The organism is Planococcus sp. TJ-302 (assembly GCF_058268455.1).
The window spans coordinates 475917-494365 of sequence record NZ_JBZDOI010000001.1; the positions used below are offsets into that span (position 1 = coordinate 475917).

General features: G+C 48.2%; 16 protein-coding genes. 11 read left to right on the forward strand and 5 right to left on the reverse strand.

Translation table 11 applies throughout. From position 1 onward, the window contains the following. The first annotated feature begins 175 nt into the window (after positions 1–175). Complete coding sequence (locus AC4EHB_RS02465) at positions 176–823, forward strand: lytic transglycosylase domain-containing protein (RefSeq protein WP_490980569.1); 648 nt, start codon at positions 176–178, stop codon at positions 821–823. A 71-nt stretch (positions 824–894) separates the two neighbouring features. On the opposite strand, the gene AC4EHB_RS02470 is transcribed toward AC4EHB_RS02465, so the two are convergent. The 3 genes from AC4EHB_RS02470 to AC4EHB_RS02480 form a co-directional block, all read right to left on the reverse strand. Further along, positions 895–1158: a GlsB/YeaQ/YmgE family stress response membrane protein gene (locus AC4EHB_RS02470; protein ID WP_490974015.1), complete on the reverse strand. Its 264-nt coding sequence runs from the start codon at positions 1156–1158 to the stop codon at positions 895–897. Positions 1159–1245: 87 nt separating this feature from the next. Continuing rightward, a complete protein-coding gene (locus tag AC4EHB_RS02475; protein WP_490974016.1) occupies positions 1246–1788 on the reverse strand; it encodes a cysteine hydrolase family protein in 543 nt (180 codons plus the stop codon). Positions 1789–2116: 328 nt separating this feature from the next. Beyond that, on the reverse strand, positions 2117–2971 hold the full coding sequence (locus AC4EHB_RS02480; protein WP_490980570.1) for a site-specific integrase: 855 nt from the start codon (positions 2969–2971) through the stop codon (positions 2117–2119). 633 nt (positions 2972–3604) lie between these two features. Between AC4EHB_RS02480 and AC4EHB_RS02485 the strand changes: the two genes are divergently transcribed. The 4 genes from AC4EHB_RS02485 to AC4EHB_RS02500 all read left to right on the forward strand — a co-directional run bounded on the left by AC4EHB_RS02485 (position 3605) and on the right by AC4EHB_RS02500 (position 7909). Next, entirely contained in the window at positions 3605–4096 is a 492-nt protein-coding gene (locus AC4EHB_RS02485; RefSeq protein WP_490980571.1) for a DinB family protein, read from the forward strand. Between the two features lie 142 nt (positions 4097–4238). Beyond that, a complete protein-coding gene (acnA, locus tag AC4EHB_RS02490) occupies positions 4239–6953 on the forward strand; it encodes an aconitate hydratase AcnA (RefSeq protein ID WP_490980572.1) in 2715 nt (904 codons plus the stop codon). Between the two features lie 223 nt (positions 6954–7176). Beyond that, complete coding sequence (locus AC4EHB_RS02495) at positions 7177–7617, forward strand: acyl-CoA thioesterase (RefSeq protein ID WP_490980573.1); 441 nt, start codon at positions 7177–7179, stop codon at positions 7615–7617. After that, complete coding sequence (locus AC4EHB_RS02500; RefSeq protein ID WP_490974021.1) at positions 7601–7909, forward strand: hypothetical protein; 309 nt, start codon at positions 7601–7603, stop codon at positions 7907–7909. The genes AC4EHB_RS02495 and AC4EHB_RS02500 overlap by 17 nt, the downstream gene beginning before the upstream one ends. A 6-nt stretch (positions 7910–7915) precedes the next feature. Here AC4EHB_RS02500 and AC4EHB_RS02505 read toward each other — a convergent pair whose 3' ends face one another. Both AC4EHB_RS02505 and plsY read right to left on the reverse strand, forming a co-directional pair. Next, positions 7916–8215, reverse strand: coding sequence for a HesB/YadR/YfhF family protein (locus AC4EHB_RS02505; protein WP_490980574.1), 300 nt, complete (start codon positions 8213–8215; stop codon positions 7916–7918). Between the two features lie 26 nt (positions 8216–8241). Continuing rightward, on the reverse strand, positions 8242–8832 hold the full coding sequence (gene plsY / locus AC4EHB_RS02510) for a glycerol-3-phosphate 1-O-acyltransferase PlsY (RefSeq protein ID WP_490974023.1): 591 nt from the start codon (positions 8830–8832) through the stop codon (positions 8242–8244). Between the two features lie 134 nt (positions 8833–8966). Between plsY and AC4EHB_RS02515 the strand changes: the two genes are divergently transcribed. From AC4EHB_RS02515 to AC4EHB_RS02540, 6 genes are all read left to right on the forward strand, one after another. Further along, a complete protein-coding gene (locus tag AC4EHB_RS02515) occupies positions 8967–9374 on the forward strand; it encodes a CoA-binding protein (RefSeq protein ID WP_490980575.1) in 408 nt (135 codons plus the stop codon). Positions 9375–9498: 124 nt separating this feature from the next. Next, positions 9499–11469, forward strand: a complete 1971-nt coding sequence (gene parE / locus AC4EHB_RS02520; protein WP_490980576.1) for a DNA topoisomerase IV subunit B — start codon at positions 9499–9501, stop codon at positions 11467–11469. Then, entirely contained in the window at positions 11466–13907 is a 2442-nt protein-coding gene (gene parC / locus AC4EHB_RS02525; protein ID WP_490980577.1) for a DNA topoisomerase IV subunit A, read from the forward strand. The genes parE and parC overlap by 4 nt, the downstream gene beginning before the upstream one ends. A 318-nt stretch (positions 13908–14225) precedes the next feature. After that, complete coding sequence (locus AC4EHB_RS02530; protein WP_490974027.1) at positions 14226–15821, forward strand: long-chain-fatty-acid--CoA ligase; 1596 nt, start codon at positions 14226–14228, stop codon at positions 15819–15821. 128 nt (positions 15822–15949) lie between these two features. Further along, positions 15950–16264, forward strand: coding sequence for a TIGR04104 family putative zinc finger protein (locus AC4EHB_RS02535; protein ID WP_490980578.1), 315 nt, complete (start codon positions 15950–15952; stop codon positions 16262–16264). Positions 16265–16607: 343 nt separating this feature from the next. Next, positions 16608–18449, forward strand: coding sequence for a beta/alpha barrel domain-containing protein (locus AC4EHB_RS02540; protein WP_490980579.1), 1842 nt, complete (start codon positions 16608–16610; stop codon positions 18447–18449).

The following is an 18449-nucleotide window of genomic DNA, read 5'->3' on the forward strand; positions in this document are numbered from 1 at the left end:
CACTCTTGTACAGCAGTTATTAAAACAAGCAGCTACAGGAATTTCTGTAGCTGCTTGTTTTTTTGCTTATGTATTTAAAAATATTTTCAAATATTAAACAGTTTTACGCCGTTAGCCTCTCTACACCAATCTATGTGGTAAAATGGGGGAAATAACTCGATTAGGTGTGGAAATGATGAAAAAGAAAACGAAAGCGAAACGTGGCAGACGGCTCAAGCTTTGGGTGATGGTCATGCTCCTTCCTGCAACGGTCGTAATGGCTTCAATATTGATCATGGTTTTTTACACGATCATTCCGGATGCGATTAAACACAATATAAAAGAGACGCCAGAAAACTTATTTGAAATCGAGTTGCCCGAAGAAAACATCCCGCTCTACCAGGAAGCTGCGGATGCTTATGGCGTTCCATGGACGCTTCTGGCTGCACATCACCGCATAGAAACGAAGTTTTCAACGATGGACCCGCTCCTGTCGCCGGTAGGGGCAGAAGGACATCTGCAATTCATGCCGTGCACATTCGTTGGGTGGACCTATCCGTCTTGTTCGGGTCTTGGCAAAGGAGAGATTCCAGAAGAAGCTAAAACCGATCCTTCAGTCATCGCGGAATATGGCGGCTATGGCGTCGATGGCAATAAAGACGGCGTTGCGGATCCTTACAATTTGACGGACGCATTGTATAGCGCTGCGAATTACCTGTCGAAAAACGGAGCGGCAAAAGGGGAGTTGGAACGCGCGATTTTCCAATACAACCATAGCGATGAATACGTAGATGATGTGCTGCACTATTATCATAAGTACGAAAAGGAATTTGCGGCTGAATAAATAGTCGCATAGAAAAAAGGAAACCCCGTCAACCATATGGCTGACGGGGTTTCCTTTTAAAAAATATTAACTTATGCTCTTCTGCGGCCTTTGCGCATTGAACCCAAGATCAAGCTCAATACGAATACTAGAATCAAGGCGCCGATTAATGCAGGGACGATGTAAACTCCCCAGATTTCTGGACCCCATTGTCCTAATAACATGCCGCCTAGCCATGCTCCGATGATACCGGCGATGATGTTACCAATAATTCCGCCCGGAATGTCTTTGCCTAGAATCATACCTGCTAGCCAACCGATAATACCACCCATGATCAAGTAAAGAAGAAATCCCATTTGTTCCAGCTCCTTTTAGTTATGAATAATTGCTACACTCTAGATATAACCTGAATTGGGACATTTGAAACATACTTTCGAAAAAAATTATTTCAGCTCAGCTCCGAGCGTGTTTTTAAAATGGCGCAGCGCCCATGAATGGCCTTCCGGATCGAAGCTTGCAACCCCTTCTTCGTGGATGACAATGCTAAAGCCTTTATTATAAGCGTCGGCCGCAGTGTGAAGGACGCAAATGTCCGTGCAGACGCCGACGATGTGCAATTCTTGGATGCTGCGCTCTGACAGCATCAACTCCAAATTCGTTCCGGCAAACGCGCTGTAGCGCGTTTTGTCCATCCAAATGATGCTGTCTTGGTGTTTTTCGTAGACATCGGCTAGCCGCCCGTACAGATTTCTGCCGGCCGTACCGCGGATGTTATGAGGAGGGAAGAGCTTGGTTTCAGGGTGCAATTCATCTTCCCGTTCATGCAGATCCACTGGGAATACCGTAAAATGACCTTCTGCAATAAACTCTTCGACCAATCCGCAAATCTTATCTTCGATTTCCTGTCCCGGTTTGCCGACCGTCAATGCGCCGTCGTCTGCGACAAAATCCACTGTATAATCCACAACCAATAATGCTTTTTTCATGTTCAACCTCCTCGTATAGTAGCTCTATAGCCATGATGTTAATCCTTAGTAACAACCATGCTGCTGCCTTGCATTACCGTATCCGAATTTCTTATAGTGATTGCAAATTATTTTATTGATATTTGTCAGAAAAGTTTGTATAATCACAAAAAAGGAGATGACAGCTATGCAATATGAAAACGTAGAAAAATTGAACCGCCAAGGCCTCTGGTTCGTTGTCATTCACACATTAATCCTGTTTAATTTTGTAATCGACTTTGAATTTTTCATGTAGACGTTAATTCGATTAGCCTGTCCCGTTAACGGGGCAGGCTATTTTTTGTGCTGCTCAATCCCTTTTTAGCCGAGTCAGCGATTCTTTCAGCATACGGGAAGCGGAATCGATCGAAACGCCGAGAATCTCTTGGATTTCCTCCAGGTTCTTGTGCTCTACTGCATACAGGTAATGCACGTAAGCAAAGCGGATGTCGCCGGAACGGATCGGAGTGCCGACAAAATCGGTCAACGCTTCCGTATAATCCGACAGCGAACCCATCTTGAACATCGAATAGCCTTCTTTCGTTTTCGATGACAGCAAATACGGTGTGTTCCGGAAAACAGCGCGCTCCATCGCATCCCGCAGCACCGGGACTTCCTTGTCGGCAAATTCCAGCTGGCACGCGTAGCCGTCTTTCTTTTCGAACGTCAGCGCCAAAGTGTCGCCGTGATCGGCAAAATCATCGACTTCGATGGCGGCCATATCCCGTAGCCGCAAACCGCGCATATATAGAAGGAACAGGATTTTCGCATTCAGCGAGAGTTGATCGGATTCCACTACTGCATCTTTCTTTTTTAACAAATCCTCGTAATTGATGTGGATGTCAGCTGGCGTCAAATCAAGCTTTTGCGCCAATTTGAACTTTGGCATAAAATCAACAGGAATTTTCCCGATCTGCCACATATAATCAAACCATTGCCGGATATGGATCAGTTTGCGGTTCAATGTACTGTCCTTGATGCCGGTCTCGTGCTGCTCTTGCAGGAATTTCTGGATGTCAGAAGGCCGAATTTCATGCGGCTCCACCGTTTTTTTATAGGTTTTCCGGAGATAGGCGAACAGCGCACGAATCAACTGAACCTCATGAATTACTGTATTCGGGCTGATGCCATTTTTCAAGCGGTATTTCTCGTATCCATAAGGCATAAAGCAACACCTCTTCTCATATTTATTCCCTTAATTATACCATTGTTTCAAAAGAATAGAACGTGCTTTCCCTTGTAGAAGCGCTATGCGTCAGGGTTCTGGCCAATCCAAGTCACAGCAATTTAAAAATTTAAGGAATATAAGTTGAACTAAACAAGAAACCTTTTGAAAAACGCTCCGGACGCTTTTGGCAGAGCGTAGACGATTGTTTCTGTCCCTGCAACGCTTCGCAAGCTTCGGGATATGAAAAACCGTTGCATCGCCGGATAAGTTCATAAAAATAAGAGAGCAATTTTGTAGATACGAAGCAAAACTGCTGAGAAAACCGTACTGCTCCTGCAGCGCTGTGCGCTTCGTCGCAAAGAATTACCCTCGCAAGCTTCGGATAATTCTTGCCTGCGGGGCAGCGAAGCGACGAGACAGCCGAGACCCCGGAAGCACGCGAAAGCGGGCTGAGGAGGCTTGGCGCTCGCCCTCGGCAAGCCCAGCGGTTTTGCGGAGTATCTAAATATGAAAATCATTTATTCAAATAGATACGGTACTTAAGAAAAATGCAGGAAAGCTTTTTATTATATAGAATAATAGGGTATGCCAATAGTGAGGAGTATTTGAGCAGATGGAAGGAGTGGACCCATGTACCAAAAAGACAACGAAAAGATTAGAAGAGAAGTCTTGGATGCTGTCGACGGCCTGTCCGACGAACAGCTCAACAAGAAACCGGCAGAAGGCGAATGGTCGCCGATGGAAATCCTCGAACACTTGAACTTGATGGAAGCGTACATCGCCAAAAACATATCCCGGGAACTGGCTTCCGAGCGCAGCGAGAAGGTCATCAAAAAGCCAATCCAGTTGACTGTCAGCCGCATGGTGAAAGTGGATGCGCCGGCGCCTCTTGCGCCGAGTGGCCAATTCATCCCGCTTGAAGACATGAGGTCGCGCCTCGCGACGTCACGTTTGCTGCTAGACAGCATTTACGACGGCACGACAGAAGACGTGCTTGAAAGCAAGTCAATGAAGCACCCAGTGTTCGGCAAGGTGCCGCTTGTGCAATGGTTCCCATTTATTGGCCTACATGAAAAACGTCATTTGAAGCAATTGGAAAAAGCCATCGAAAAAATCAAATGATATCCAAAAGAGTGATTCAAAAAACTTATCACATTCCATAATTTTAATGTAATTTACTTATGCTTTTGTTTTCGTTATGATGGAAGAGGAGAAAAGACTCTATTATAAGCCTTTTCAGAAGATTTAAAGGAGGAACATGATCATGGCAAAAAGCAGTTTGCACAACAGCCGCACTTCTTTTGAGCTCAATGGCAAAACGTATAACTTTTACCGTTTGGCTGCATTAGAAGAAGCAGGAATCGCGAAAGTATCACGGCTTCCTTATTCAATTAAAGTACTTTTGGAATCCGTGCTGCGCCAGCATGACGGATACGTCATCAAAGACGAGCACGTAGAAGAGTTGGCAAAATGGGGCAAAGATGCGAACAAAGAAGCGGAAGTTCCATTCAAGCCTTCACGCGTCATCTTGCAGGATTTCACAGGAGTTCCTGTAGTCGTTGATTTGGCTGCACTTCGTTCAGCAATGGCGAAACTTGGTGGAGATCCAGACAAGATTAACCCGGAAATTCCAGTTGACCTTGTAATCGACCACTCGGTGCAGGTAGACAACTACGGCACTGAAGATGCTTTGCGCATCAATATGGAACTTGAGTTCGACCGCAATGCGGAGCGTTACCAATTCCTGAACTGGGCACAAAAAGCCTACGACAACTACCGTGCAGTTCCACCAGCAACGGGTATCGTTCACCAAGTTAACCTTGAGTATTTGGCAAACGTTGTCCATGCTGTACCGAACGCAGACGGCACTTTTGAAACATTCCCTGACACATTGGTCGGAACAGATTCACATACGACAATGATCAACGGAATCGGCGTACTTGGCTGGGGCGTTGGCGGAATTGAAGCTGAAGCGGGCATGCTCGGACAGCCTTCTTACTTCCCAATTCCAGAAGTTATCGGCGTGAAAATGACAGGCGAATTGCCGAACGGTGCAACAGCTACCGATTTGGCGCTTAAAGTGACTGAAGAATTGCGTAAAAAAGGCGTAGTCGGCAAATTCGTCGAGTTCTTCGGACCTGGCGTTACGAAATTGCCGCTTGCTGACCGTGCGACAATTGCCAATATGGCACCTGAATACGGCGCGACTTGCGGATTCTTCCCAGTTGATGAAGAAGCGCTTAACTACATGCGTTTGACAGCACGTTCTGCTGAACAAATCGCGATCACAAAAGCATATTTGCAAGCGAATGACATGTTCTTCACCGTTGAGAACGAAGATCCAATCTACACAGACGTTGTGGAAATGGACCTTTCAACAATTGAGCCGAACCTTGCTGGACCGAAACGCCCACAAGATTTGATTCCTTTGTCTCAAATGAAGACTGAGTTCAACAAAGCGGTAATGGCTCCTGAAGGCCCGCACGGTTTTGCGCTTGATGCGAATGAAATCGCGAAATCAGCTACGGTCAACTTCAAAGACGGCCGCGTTGCTGAAATGAAGACAGGGTCGCTAGCAATTGCTGCTATCACATCTTGTACGAATACATCAAACCCGTATGTAATGTTGGGCGCTGGTTTGGTCGCTAAAAAAGCGGTCGAAAAAGGCTTGACGCCGCCTGCATACGTGAAAACTTCACTTGCGCCAGGTTCGAAAGTTGTAACTGGCTATTTGAACGATTCTGGATTGCTTGATTACATGAACCAAATCGGCTTTAACCTTGTCGGCTACGGCTGTACAACATGTATCGGTAACTCAGGCCCACTATTGCCTGAAATCGAAGATGCGATTTTAGACAACGATTTGCTGGTTTCTTCAGTACTTTCCGGTAACCGTAACTTTGAAGGGCGTATCCATCCGCTAGTCAAAGCCAACTACTTGGCGTCTCCGATGCTAGTAGTCGCTTATGCACTTGCTGGAACAGTTGATATCGACTTCGCTGTTGATCCAATCGGCAAAGACAAAGAAGGCAACGATGTGTTCTTCAAAGACATCTGGCCAACAACTGAAGAAATCAAAACAGTCGTGGCTGATACCGTGACGCCTGAATTGTTCCGCAAAGAATACGAGCATGTCTTCAGCGAGAACGAAGCCTGGAACGCCATCAAGACGAACGACGATGCGTTATACGCATTCGACGAAGAGTCGACTTATATCCAGAACCCGCCATTCTTCGACGGCCTTTCGAAAGAACCGGCTCCAATCCAGCCATTGGCTGACTTGCGCGTAGTGGCTAAGTTCGCTGACTCGATCACGACTGACCACATTTCACCAGCTGGGGCAATCGGCAAAGATACGCCAGCAGGCAAATACTTGCGTGAAAAAGGCGTCGAGCCTCGCAACTTCAACTCTTACGGCTCTCGCCGCGGGAACCATGAAGTTATGATGCGCGGAACGTTCGCGAACATTCGCATCCGCAACCAGGTTGCACCAGGCACAACAGGCGGCTACACAACGTACTGGCCGACTGGTGAAACAATGGCAATCTACGATGCAGCGATGAAATATCAGCAAGAAGGAACTGGCCTTGCGATCTTGACAGGAAAAGACTACGGCATGGGCTCGTCTCGCGACTGGGCTGCCAAAGGTACATTCCTATTGGGCATCAAAACTGTTATTGCTGAAAGCTACGAGCGGATTCACCGTTCGAACTTGGTAATGATGGGCGTCTTGCCGCTTCAATTCTTGAACGGCCAAAACGCTGAAGTCCTTGGCTTGACTGGCCGCGAATCCATCTCTGTCAACTTGTCTGATACCGTTAAACCACGCGATATCCTGACAGTGACTGCGACTGCTGAAAACGGCGACGTGACTACTTTTGAAGTACTTGCTCGTTTCGACTCAGAAGTAGAAGTAGATTACTACCGCCATGGTGGTATCCTTCAGATGGTACTCCGCAACAAATTGCTAGAAGTGTAATAAATTCATAGAAAAGCGTCCTGGATCGATTCCAGGATGCTTTTTTTACGTGGAATAAGGGATATAGAAAGTATTTTATTGGGCAAGGGAAGTAAATCCTTAATTTTCCAAAAAAGACCTATAGAAGTCTTCAAGGGTTTCAATGAAAATGGCAGGCGAGACAAGCTTTTCTTTTTCGATTCCGCTGAGTCTCTTGTATACTGAAGTGAGAGGTGAAGAAAGAATGTTTATTAGTGAAAAAGAGATAGAGATCCGCTATGCGGAAACCGATCAAATGGGCGTTGTCTACCATGCCAATTACATCATTTGGCTGGAGATCGGCCGCACGAAGCTGATTGAAGACCTGGGTTTTACCTATGCCGGGATGGAGAGCGAAGGCTACCTGTCGCCAGTGACGGATGTATCGATCCAATACAAGGCGCCGATGCGCTACGGCCAGAAAGCCATTGTCCGTACATGGGTGGAAGAACATGGCCGCCTGCGCACGACGTATGGCTATGAGATTCTGCACGAAGACGGCACGCTCGCAGCAAAAGCGACGTCAGAGCACGTTGTGGTGAAAAAAGAAACATTCCGGCCAGTATCGATCCAGAAGGCGTTTCCGGAATGGCATGAAAAATACCAGGAAGTGAAAAGGAAGGATACGGATGGCGTTCGGAATTAAGCGCGAAGAGCTCGTACGCTGGAAGCTCGATGTGGAAGAAGGAAAAATCGCCTTTTTGACGCATTATTGGGTGGATGAACGGTTCGTGGGCTGTTCGACGGTGACGAAAGTCGGCTGCTGCGATTTGGAAAAGCTGGAGCAATGGGGACGCCAATACGGCTTGAAGCCGGAATGGATGGACCTGCGCAATAATTATCCGCATTTCGACTTGTTCGGCGAACATCAAGTCCGCATTTTGAAAGAAGAAAACATGCTGCACCAATTGCATAAATTCAAAAAAGACAACGCGTGAAGTTTCTCACGCGTTGTCTTTTTTATAATCGTAATTCAATTCTTTCAGGTCGTCGTTCACGCTCACTAGCAAATCATGGCCATCAAAATACCAGAGGTCGGTTTCGTCGATATAGTAGGTGACGTCGTCTTGTTCAATACTGACGGCCGTTTCCCCAGGCTGGTCTTTCGTTACGCCGAGCGAGAATCCCGGCTGCAATTTACTTGAGCCGCCGTAGCGGACGAAAAATCGGACTTTGTCTCCAGCTTCTACTTCCATTTCTTTCGAGAACCATTCGAATGCATCTTCACTGATGTTGATCTGCATGCGCTGCACGCCCTTTCAATGGCATTTCACCATTTGATTTTCGGCTCTGTGCCGGCCTTGATCCGCGCGATATTCGCCCGGTGGCGGTAGATGATAAAGCTCGCCAATATGAGGATGACAATCAAAAACGGATAATCTTCTGAATAAAATGTATAAATAACTGTATAAATAACTGCAACTACTGCTAAAATAATGGAAGATAGCGAAACCATTTTTGTGATTTTTAGGGCAATCAGCAATACAGCGACTGCCAGCAGGAACAATGGCCATTGATAGCCGAGCAGGATGCCGCCGGATGTTGCAACCGCTTTTCCACCTTTGAATTTCGCAAAGACCGGAAACATGTGGCCAATGACCGCGATGACACCGAAGACGAGCGGGTGGATTGATGTGTCGATGTAAAATGGAATCATGGTTGCGGCAGTCCCTTTCAGGATGTCGAGGATCGTTACGGCGATTCCCGCTTTTGCGCCGAGTGTACGAAAGGTGTTGGTGGCCCCTAGATTCCCACTGCCTTTCGTGCGGATATCCGTCTTGTAGAACAGTTTCCCGACCCATAACGCGGAAGGGATCGAACCGAGCAAGTAAGCTAAAATAAGGGGAAGCAAAATATCCATGGAAAACTCCTTTGGGCCATACGTATTTGTTTTTTAAGTTTAACATGAAGCGAGTTCATTGAACAATATCCGATCGTTTATTCAACAACGCAGCGTAAATCATGTATGATAGAATAAAAGGACAGGTGAATTGAATGCACAATCCAAGCCGTGAAAAAATCAAAAAAGTTCTTGATGATTCCAAAACAATTGCTGTCGTGGGGCTCAGCCCGAATCCCGACCGCACCTCTTATATGGTGTCGGAAGCGATGCAGCGGGCAGGCTACCGGATCATCCCAGTGAATCCGAGAGCGGACAACGTGCTCGGCGAGAAAAGCTACGCGTCCTTGGCGGATATCCCGGAACCGGTCGATATCGTCAATATCTTCCGCCGCAGTGAATTTCTGCCGGAACTGGCGCGTGATTTCAAAGCCATCGATGCCCCGGTATTCTGGACCCAATTGAATGTGGTGGACGAAGCAGTATTCGACGACTTGACCGATGCAGGCTATACGGTTATCATGGACCGCTGCATCAAAGTGGAACACGCCATCCTCAAATAAGAGCTTTTTTTAGGATAAGAGGGCGCCTAGCTCTCTTTTTCTATGATTATTGACAGATTGGCCTGTTATCGATACGATTAAAAGACAAAGAAATGCGAACAGATGTTTTGTTGGAGGGAAAAGAATGGCCAAAACAAAAAGTACGGCATACAACGAAGAAGCAATTCAAGTACTCGAAGGCCTAGATGCCGTTAGAAAACGCCCGGGTATGTATATCGGTTCGACAGACGCCAGAGGACTGCACCATTTGGTTTATGAAATCGTCGACAACTCGGTTGATGAAGCGCTTGCCGGATTCGGCGACAAAATCAGCGTAACGATCCACGAAGACAATAGCTTGAGCGTCCGCGACCACGGCCGCGGCATGCCGACGGGAATGCACCGAAGCGGCAAACCGACGCCGGAAGTCATTTTGACTGTGCTTCACGCAGGCGGCAAGTTCGGCCAAGGCGGCTATAAAACAAGCGGCGGGCTCCACGGAGTCGGCGCATCAGTCGTCAACGCGCTGTCTAAATTCCTGGAAGTGACGATTTTCCGCGACGGCAAGAAATACCGCCAGCGCTTTGAAAACGGCGGCAAGCCGGTCACGACGCTAGAAGAAATCGGCACGACAAAAGAAACCGGTACCGAAATCCATTTCCTGCCGGATGAATCGATTTTTTCAGCGACGAAATACAATTACGAAACCTTGAGCGAGCGCCTGCGCGAATCAGCATTCCTGTTAAAAGGATTGAAAATCGACTTGACGGACAAGCGCAATGGCATGCAGGACTCGTTTTTCTACGAGACTGGAATTGAAGCATTTGTTGCGTACTTGAACGAAGAAAAAGACGTGCTGCATAAGGTTGCCTATATCGAAGGACATCAGGATGAGCTCGAAGTCGAGTTTTCGTTCCAGTTTAACGACGGCTATTCGGAAACGATTTTGTCATTCGTCAACAACGTCCGCACACGTGACGGCGGAACACACGAAACCGGCGCCAAAGCGGCAATGACGCGTGTCTTCAATGATTACGCACGAAAAATCAATTTATTGAAAGACAAAGATAAGAATCTCGAAGGTTCGGACATCCGTGAAGGGTTGGCCGCGATCATCTCGGTCCGAATTCCGGAAGCACTGCTGCAATTCGAAGGGCAGACAAAAAGCAAGCTCGGTACGAGCGAAGCGCGCAGCATTGTCGACGCCATTGTGTCGCAGAAGCTGATGTATTTCATGGAAGAAAACGCAGATTTGAGCGCATCGCTCGTCCGGAAAGCGATTCGCGCGTCACAAGCGCGCTTAGCCGCACGGAAAGCACGCGAAGATGCCCGAAACGGCAAAAAGCGTAAAAAATCGGATGCGCTCCTGTCCGGCAAATTGACGCCGGCGCAATCCCGGAACGCCTCGAAAAACGAATTGTACCTGGTGGAGGGCGACTCGGCCGGCGGTTCAGCGAAGCAAGGCCGCGACCGTACGTTCCAGGCGATCTTGCCGCTGCGCGGGAAAGTCGTCAATACCGAAAAAGCGAAGCTTGAGGACATTATGAAAAACGAAGAGATTTCGACGATTATCCACGCCATCGGCGGCGGAGTAGCGGCGGATTTCTCAGTTGCCGACATCGCCTACAACAAAGTTATCATCATGACCGATGCGGATACCGACGGCGCACACATTCAAGTGCTATTGCTGACGTTCTTTTACCGCTATATGAAGCCGCTCATCGAAGCCGGCAAAGTGTTTATCGCATTGCCGCCGCTGTTCAAAGTTTCAAAAGGCGTCGGCAAAAAAGAAGTGGTCGATTACGCCTGGACGGAAGCCGACCTTGAAGCATCCACGAAAAAAGTGGGCAAAGGCTATATGCTGCAGCGCTACAAAGGTCTTGGCGAAATGAACGCCGACCAATTATGGGAAACCACGATGAATCCGGAAACCCGGACATTGATCCGCGTCACGATTGAAGACGCAGCGCGCGTGGAACGCCGGATTACGACGCTTATGGGCGATAAAGTAGAACCGCGCCGCTTGTGGATTGAAAACAACGTCGACTTCGGTATGGAAGAAGACGGCAACATTTTGGAAAATGATTTAATTCATGCTGAGGAGGAAGTTGTATGACACAAACCGAACGTTTTCAAGATCTGCCATTAGAAGAAGTCATCGGCGATCGGTTTGGGCGTTACAGTAAATACATCATCCAGGACCGCGCACTTCCGGATGCGCGCGACGGGTTGAAACCTGTTCAGCGCCGGATTTTATATGCCATGTACAAAGAAGGCAACACCAACGATAAAGCGTTCCGGAAATCCGCTAAAACGGTCGGTAACGTCATCGGTAATTATCATCCACACGGCGATACGTCTGTATACGAAGCGATGGTGCGCCTGAGCCAGGACTGGAAAGTGCGCCACATGCTCGTTGAAATGCACGGAAATAACGGCTCGATGGACGGCGATTCGCCAGCTGCGATGCGTTATACTGAAGCACGTTTGTCGGCGATTGCCGGCGAATTGCTGCGCGATATCGACAAGCGCACCGTAGAATTCATCCCGAATTTCGATGATTCGGATATGGAGCCTACGGTCTTGCCATCGCGTTTCCCGAACTTGCTGGTGAACGGTTCGACAGGAATTTCTGCCGGCTACGCGACGGATATCCCGCCGCACGCTTTGCATGAAGTGCTTGACGCTGTGCTTATGCGCATGGATAATCCGGACGCGACGGTCGAGGAGCTGATGACGGTCATCAAAGGGCCGGATTTTCCGACTGGCGGCATTATTCAAGGCGTCGACGGCATCCGCAAAGCGTATGAAACCGGTAAAGGCAAGATCATTATCCGTTCGAAAGCGGATATCGAGCCGTTAAAAGGCGGTAAAGAACAAATCGTCATCACCGAAATCCCGTTTGAAGTCAATAAAGCCAGCATGATCAAAAAAATCGATGACCAGCGCTTCGACCGCAAACTCGAAGGCATTTCGGAAGTTCGTGATGAATCCGACAGAACCGGACTGCGCATCGTCATCGAATTGAAAAAAGACATGGACGCTAACGGCATCTTGAATTACCTGTACAAAAACACGGATCTTCAAGTCAGCTATAACTTCAATATGGTGGCGATCCACAAACGCCGCCCGACGATGATGACGCTGCAGACATCACTTGATGCTTACATCACTCACCAAAAAGAAATCGTCACGAAACGCACGGAATTTGATTTGCAGAAAGCGAATGACCGGATGCACATCGTCGAAGGCTTGATCAAAGCGTTGTCAATTCTCGATGAAGTCATCAAAACGATCCGTGCGTCGAAAGACAAGCGCGATGCGAAGAACAATTTAATTTCTTCGTTCGCCTTTTCAGAAGCACAGTCGGAAGCCATCGTCAGCTTGCAGCTATACCGTTTAACGAATACCGACATCACGGAATTGCGCAACGAAGCGGATAGCTTGAAAAAGCTCATCGCTGAATTGACTGGGATTTTGACAAGTGCCACGAAGCTGAAAAATGTCATCAAGAAAGAGTTGGCCGTTATCCGCAAGCAATTTGCAGAACCGCGCCGTTCGGTCATCGAAGACAAAATTCAGGAAATCACCATTACGCGTGAATTGTTGATTCCAAGTGAAGACGTCGTTGTCACAGTCACGAAAGAAGGCTATGTGAAACGCACAAGTCCGCGTTCCCATGCGGCATCGAACGGCCAGGATTTCGCAATGAAAGATTCTGATCATCTATTATTCGAACGCAATTTGAATACCCAGCATACGATTTTGATATTCACGACCGGCGGCAATTTCGTCTTCCAGCCGATCAATGAGCTGCCGGATATCAAATGGAAAGACCTCGGCCAGCATTTATCAAGCATCGTGCAGCTGGAACCGAACGAATCGATTTTGGCGGTGTATCCGTTTGAGAATTTCGAAGCCGACGAGAGCATTTTGACCGTTTCGAAAAACGGCATGATCAAACGTTCAGCATTGAAGGATTATCACATCCAGCGCTACTCGCGCGCGATTAAGACGATGAACCTTAAAGGCGACGACAAAATGATTTTTGCCGGCGTCGTAACAAAAGAAACTGAAGTGTTCATTGCAACGAACCAGGCATACGGCGTGCGTTTCCCGCTCGAAGAAATTCCTGTGACGGGACTTCGTACAGCAGGGGTAAAAGGCGTCAACTTGAAAGACGGCGATACCGTTGTATCGGCTATCATGATCGATCCGCAGCAAAAGCAAGACCTTGTATTGGTCACGCAGCGCGGAGCCGCCAAGAAAATGAAGCTTCAGGAATTTGAAATCGGAAGCCGCGCGAAACGCGGCGTCGTCATGCTGCGGGAATTGAAATCAAATCCCCACCGTGTCGTCTGCGTACTGTCGGTATCCGGTTCAGAGGAAATCTTAATGGAAACAGCAAAAGGTGTCCGACTTCCGCTTGCAGCAACAGCGTTAAAAACAGTTGACCGCTATTCGAACGGCTCATTCATCATAGATGAGAGCTCGGACGGAAAAGTAACAGCAGTTTACAAGAAAGAAATGCCCGCTCCAAAAGAGCAAGCGTGAATAAGGTGAAGGGAAGGGGTAGTCCATTTATGGGCTATCCTTTTTATGTGTGCTAGGTTCTTTAAAAAGAGCAGGATAAAGTATAAGTCAATACTTATGTTTTAAATATTATTATTATGTAATCTAATTAAAAAGTTCATATCTATTTTCCGAAAATCTCCCATAATCAAATGCTTATATATTGAATATATTAATTATGTAAACTATAAATGATAGTATTCGATAAATTCCAATCGCTTCGTTGACACAGTTTTCTTGGGTCCATATACTTGCTATATAACAGTTTTGCCTACTATAGATTCGGAAGGGGAAATGACCATGTTTGCACCATTAACGCCATTAGATTGGAAACGACGGGCCATCAAGTATTATCCGGAGAAAATTGCGGTCATTGATCAAGAGAAGAAATTCACATATAAAGAGTTCGGCAAGCGGACGGACCAGTTGGCATTTGCGCTCCAAAGCGCCGGTATTTTGCAGAACGACCATGTAGCAGTTATGCTGCCGAACACTCATTATATGTTGGAATGCTTCTACGGCATTTGCCAACTCGGTGCGGTTATGGTGCCGCTCAATTACCGGTTAGCGGCAAAAGACCTTGAGTACATCATTCGCCACAGCGACGCGAAAATGATCATCGTCGACGCAGAGTTTGGCAAATTGCTCGAAGAGATTCAGCACAGCCTGCCGATTGAAAAGTTCATTGTGGTGGATGTCCCAGGCCATGAATCTGCCCTCGAGGGGGTGTCGTACGAGGAATTTATAAGCGAAGTGCCGGCAGACGCTGTACTGCCGGATTTTGACTTCGATGAGAATCACATGCTGACGCTTAATTATACAAGCGGCACGACGTCGAATCCGAAAGGCGTCATGCTGACACACCGCGCCAATTACTTGAACGCAGCAAACTTCATGTACCATCTGAACGTAGTGCACGACGATGTCTATTTACATACCTTGCCAATGTTCCATGCGAATGGCTGGGGCGGCGTCTGGGCGCTGACGGCTGCAGGGGGCACGCATATTTGCTTGCGCAAAATTGATCCGCCGCTTATTTTGGAGCTGTTCGAAAAGCACAAAGTGACATTGCTATGTGGTGCACCGACCGTCGTCAACATGCTCGTCAATGAACCGAAAGCGAAAGAAATCAAGATTACCACGAGCCCGCGCATGGCTACGGCAGGAGCCCCTCCAGCTGCGGCATTGATCGCTAAGGCGCAGGCGGTGCTCGGCTTGAATATGATGCACGTCTATGGCTTAACCGAGACTTCGCCGTTCATCCTTTATTGCGAGTGGCATAAGGCATTTGACGAGTTAACACCAGATGAGCAAGCGACGATTAAGGCGCGCCAAGGCATCGAGCTTGCGTTCAACGGTGAAACGAAAGTCGTCAGCCAGGAGGACGGCCGTGAAGTGGCTTGGAACGGCAAAGAGCTGGGGGAAATCGTCACTCGCGGGAACGTCGTCATGAGCGGCTATTACAAAGACCCTGAGAAGACTGCTGAAGCGATCCGCGACGGCTGGTTCTATACAGGAGATCTGGCGGTGACTTACCCGGACGGTTATATCGAAATCCAAGACCGCATCAAGGACATGATCATTTCCGGCGGCGAAAATATTTCGTCGACTGAAATCGAAGGCGTCCTTTACAAGCATCCAGACATCTTAGAAGTGGCCGTCATCGCGGTGCCGGATGAGAAATGGGGCGAAGTGCCGAAAGCCATCATCGTGTTGCATCCGGGTGCGCAATGCACCGAACAGGACATTATCGCTTATACGCGCGAAAACATGGCGCATTTCAAGACGCCGAAATCGATCGATTTTGTTGAAGCGCTGCCGAAAACGGCAACCGGCAAGCTGCAGAAATTCCGTTTGCGCGAAATGTACTGGAACAGTTCGAAAAAAGTGAATTAAGTAATTAAAAAAGATCGTTGGTAATTGTGGTAAAACACTTTGCGGACGGTCTTTCTTATTAAGGTCTTATGCTACAAAAGTTTTTAATACTCTACTTCTTTAGAAAAAAGAAGGGGGCGGATGAAGCAATGCCGCGTTGTAAAAATTGCAGCTTTAAATGGAATTGGAAAGCATCTTTCCGAAGGTCTCTTTCACTTAACAACGGAATTCCTTGTCCGAACTGCGGAAGGCAGCAATATGTATCTGTGAAAACGCGCAGAAGATCTAGCTACGTATATTTAGCTTTATTTCTATTTCTCTATTTGACGATCACACTATTAAATCTCACGATTGAAACGGCTATTGCGCTGGCTGTTATTACGTATGCAATTTTCCTCTTAGGCTACCCTGCTTTAATCGAGTTATCGAATACACAGGAAACTCGCAAACCGAAAATATCTTAAAATACGTAGCAGGCACCGCTAAAAGCGGTGTTTTTGTTTTTCTTTTTCTTTGAATTGATTCAAGCCTGAAAAAATTTATAATTCTTTTTATGAGAAGCGGGTCCTGCTATAGGCAGACTTTCGTAGAGCGTACGTAAAACTTTCTGTACACTCGTAAATTCTTTTGAACGCGCATAAATCCTCCTGAACGCTCGTAAATCCCGCTGAGCGCTCGTAAATTCTCCTGAACGCACATAAATGCTTTCCTCCGACCAATACACTGCTCCACGCGTCGAATCTCGTATGGCAGAACTGGAATTTTCTGTGTATGATTAAAACAGAATGAAATTCAGGATGTGATGTTTTGCCGGATTGGACGTATCATACGATATTTAAGCCCGCGCTCGATAAACTGCCAGCTGCTACGGGCAGGAACTTTATCCACCGCGGCATGAACACAGTTTCTTCGCTTCCTGGGGGCGGCGCGTTTATTGAAATACTGGGCCATACCGAACCTTCCAAAAAGCTTCAGTCGATTGTTGCGGGGCTTGCTTTGTCGAACCCGGTCGGCTTGAGCGGGAAGATCGACCCTCTACTTGCCGGAACGGCTGCATTCGGCAATTTGGGCTTCGGCTTTATCGAAGTCGGCCCGGTGTCGGCCGAGCCACAACATGGAGAGGCTGTCCGCTTCAATGAAACCACCGGCAGAATCGCGTTCTCCCGCCAAGGCGAATCGCCTGGTGTAAATAAAACACGTGAGAAATTAGCGGAGTTAAAAAAGTTCAACAAACCACTGCTAATCCGCATCGACCCGAGCGCTTCTATAGAGGAAGCAATCCGCTTGGTGCAAGAGCTGCACGGTTCAGGCGACGCTTTTATCGTGGCAGCCCCATTCACCAATAATGAATTTCAAGCATTGAGGCACGTGGCAAGAAACAAGCCGCTCCTCTACGCTTGCGATCATGCAAGCTTGGATCTCCCACGTCTTAGCGAATTGGCCGAAAACGGCTGCATCGACGGCGTCCTGGTTGAAGAACGCGGAATCGAGTCAGCTTTAGGCATCGAGTTCCCAAGGGACCAGACGGCTGAACTCGGAGCGGCAGTGAGGCGCGTAAAAGCCGAACTTCAATTGCCGATCATTACGGTTGGCGGTATTGCTGAACCTGGGGACGCCATCACGCTTTTCCGCTCCGGCGCTGATGCGGTCATCTTGTCCAGTGGCTATGTCGAGACCGGGCCGGGATTGCCGAAGCGGATCAACGAGGCCATCCTCCACGACCGGGAGCCGCAACAAGCATCACACAGCGTCTGGCATTGGCACTGGCTGTTCGGCTTTATCATGGCGCTTGCTGGCGCAGCAGCGTTGATTGTCAGCCTGACCGTCGTCGTGCTGCCCTATGATGAAACATTCCTGCGCTTGACGCGGCAAGAGCTGATCGCGTTGAACCCGCGGATCTACCGCTTTATGCAGCATGACCGGATGACCGTTGCCGGAACGATGATTTCGGGCGGTTTGATTTACATGCAGCTCGCGCGCCACGGCGTCCGACGCGGCCTGCACTGGGCGAAAAGCGCGATTCATATCGCAGGAGCCTTCGGTTTTCTTGGCATACTGCTGTTTTTAGGCTTCGGTTATTTCGATTGGCTGCACGGCTTGTTATGGCTCATTTTGCTGCCGTTGTTCTGGAAAGGCTACCAAGCTTCAAAACCGCATAACGAGCAGCCGAAATCGGAAAACCGTACCAACCACAAAGCGTGGAAACGTAGTCTTTGGGGGCAGCTCGCTTTTGTGTCGCTTGGCGTCGCCCTAACAGTTGGCGGGCTGGTCATTTCGTTGATTGGCGTAACTGGCGTCTTCGTCTCGACCGACATCGCTTATATCTGCATGCCGCCTGAACAATTGGCGTCGCTTAACGCCAGGCTGATTCCGGTAATCGCCCACGACCGGGCCGGATTTGGCAGTGCGCTGTTCAGTGTCGGCTTACTGGTGTTGATGCTGGCGTTATGGGGCTTCCGGCAAGGTGAAAAGTGGGTGTGGCAGACGTTCTTGTTCGGCGGCATCCCGGCGTTCAGCGCGGCGATTTCGGTGCATTACCTTATCGGCTACACGACATTCATCCATCTATTGCCGGCGTTTATCGGCTTGGCGCTATACTGCATCGGCTTATGGTTTTCGAAGGACTTTTTCTTTTACAAGAAAGCGTGA